The sequence below is a fragment of the Sulfitobacter sp. HI0040 genome (genome assembly GCF_001634885.1).
Classification (GTDB): domain Bacteria; phylum Pseudomonadota; class Alphaproteobacteria; order Rhodobacterales; family Rhodobacteraceae; genus Sulfitobacter.
This window is the reverse complement of record NZ_LWEX01000163.1, coordinates 1-2,261: the sequence shown is the minus strand read 5'-3', so window position 1 is coordinate 2,261 and position 2,261 is coordinate 1. Positions and strand designations below refer to the sequence as shown.

Here is a 2,261-nt window from a genome sequence, read left to right as displayed (position 1 = left end):
GTCATCGCGGCTGATGGCGGCCTCGCGGGATATCGTGGCCACCTATCGCGGGCCGCGACGGGTGTTCGCCCGGCTGCTGTCGGGCGACGCGCGGGAGGACAGGGCGCTTATCTATCTGATGGCGGCCTGCCTCATCTTTTTCGTGGCCCAGACCCCGCGGCTGGCCCGCGAAGCACATCTGGCGGGGGTCGAACTCAACATGCTGTTGGGCGCCACGATGATGGCATGGCTCTTCATCGCGCCGCTGCTGCTTTACCTGATCGCGGGCATCACCCATCTGCTGGCGCGGGTTGTCGGGGGCAGGGGGTGCGGCTATGACGCGCGGATCGCCCTCTTCTGGGCGTTGCTCGCCTCCAGCCCCATCGTGTTGCTGCACGGTCTGACGGCCGGTTTCATCGGCACGGGGATCGAGTTGACGCTGGTCGGTCTGGTCTGGCTCTGCGTGTTCCTGTGGTTCTGGCTCACCGGGTTCTACGTCGCCGAATGGGGGCGTGCGGGATGACCGGGGCCGATGTCATGCCACTGATCGTCACAACCCTGCGCGACCCGAAAGAGGCCGCGCGGCTGATCGGCACGCTCAACCTCAACCGTGATGTGCTCTGGACCGCGCTGGCCTTGGTGGCGGCGATCAACACGCTTGTGATCTCTGTCCTGATGTCCTTTGCGGGGCAGGGCGTGCAACTGCCCGGCTATTTCAACATGCCGCTGGTGCTCTTCGTACTCATCGCGGGAGTGCTGGTCGTTTACGTTCAGGCGATCTTCTGGGCGGGCAGGGCGCTGGGCGGCAAGGGTGATCTGGGGCATCTGCTCGCGCTGGTCATCTGGCTGCAGACATTGCGGGCCGGGGCGCAACTGATCGTCTTTGCGCTGGCGGGCCTGTTTCCCGGGTTGTCGCTGCTGATGTCCGTTCTGATCGGTGTCTGGGGTCTGTGGATCCTGCTTCATTTCATTACCGCGGCGCTTGGCCTGCCCTCACTGCTGCATGCGCTGGGAACATTGGTGCTGGGTGCGGTGGGGCTTGTCCTCGGTCTGGGGATCCTGTTGTCGCTGGTTGGGGCCGTCGCCCAAGGGGTACTTCCGAATGTATGATATCGCGCAAATCCGCAGCGAATTTCCAATCCTTTCGCGCGAAGTGAACGGCAAGCCGCTGGTCTATCTGGACAATGGCGCTTCGGCGCAGAAGCCGCAGGTCGTGATCGACGCCATGACGCAGGCCTATTCCATGGAATACGCCAATGTGCACCGGGGTCTGCATTACCTGTCGAACCTCGCCACCGACCGATACGAAGCGGTGCGGGGCACCATGGCGCGGTTTCTCGGGGCGAAATCGGAGCATGAGATCGTTCTGAATTCAGGCACCACCGAGGGGATCAACCTCGTGGCCTATGGCTGGGCCATGCCCCGCATGGAAGCGGGCGACGAAATCCTGCTGAGCGTGATGGAGCATCACGCCAACATCGTGCCCTGGCATTTCCTGCGCGAACGGCAGGGCGTCAAGCTGCGGTGGGTCGATACCGATGAGACCGGCGCACTGGACCCGCAGGCCGTGATCGACGCCATAGGTCCGCGCACGAAGCTGGTGGCGATCACCCATCTTTCCAACGTTCTGGGCACCAAGGTCGATGTGAAGACGATCACGCAGGCCGCCCATGAACGTGGTGTGCCGGTGCTGGTCGACGGGTCGCAGGCGGCGGTTCACATGCCGGTGGACGTGGCGGACATCGGCTGCGATTTCTATGCGGTGACCGGGCACAAGCTCTACGGTCCCTCGGGTTCCGGCGCGATTTACATCAAGTCCGAACGCATGGCAGAGATGCGTCCCTTTATCGGTGGCGGTGACATGATCCGCGAAGTCACCAAGGACAACGTGACCTATAACGACCCCCCGATGAAGTTCGAGGCGGGCACCCCCGGGATTGTCGCGACCATCGGCCTTGGCACGGCGCTGGAATACATGATGGACCTCGGGATGGACAAGATCGCGGCGCATGAGGATTCCCTGCGGGATTACGCGGCGGCGCGGCTGGGGGATCTCAACTGGTTGCAGATGCAGGGCCGCACGCCGGACAAGGCCGCGATTTTCAGCTTCACGCTCAGCGGTGCCGCCCATGCCCATGATATTTCGACCATCCTCGACAAGAAGGGTGTCGCCGTGCGCGCGGGGCATCACTGCGCCGGGCCGCTCATGGCACATCTGGGTGTGACGGCGACCTGCCGCGCCTCCTTCGGGCTCTATAACACCAAGGAAGAAGTCGATACGT

At 63.5% G+C, this 2,261-nt stretch carries 3 protein-coding genes; all 3 read left to right on the top strand.

The window, feature by feature from the left end; all coding sequences use genetic code 11:
- Positions 1–13: 13 nt before the first annotated feature.
- The gene (locus tag A3728_RS10905) at positions 14–502 is read left to right on the top strand and encodes a hypothetical protein (protein WP_067923388.1); all 489 of its coding nucleotides are present in this window, start codon (positions 14–16) and stop codon (positions 500–502) included.
- Entirely contained in the window at positions 499–1,089 is a 591-nt protein-coding gene (locus tag A3728_RS10900) for a Yip1 family protein (RefSeq protein ID WP_067923385.1), read from the top strand. The genes A3728_RS10905 and A3728_RS10900 overlap by 4 nt, the downstream gene beginning before the upstream one ends.
- On the top strand, positions 1,082–2,261 hold a 1,180-nt coding region (locus A3728_RS10895; protein ID WP_067923382.1), incomplete at its 3' end, for a cysteine desulfurase. The genes A3728_RS10900 and A3728_RS10895, both read left to right, overlap by 8 nt.

Bases quoted from the DNA above. Each gene is read 5' to 3' on its own strand.
- A3728_RS10905 (WP_067923388.1), top strand. From the start codon at position 14: ATGGCGGCCTCGCGGGATATCGTGGCCACCTATCGCGGGCCGCGACGG.
- A3728_RS10900 (WP_067923385.1), top strand. From the start codon at position 499: ATGACCGGGGCCGATGTCATGCCACTGATCGTCACAACCCTGCGCGAC.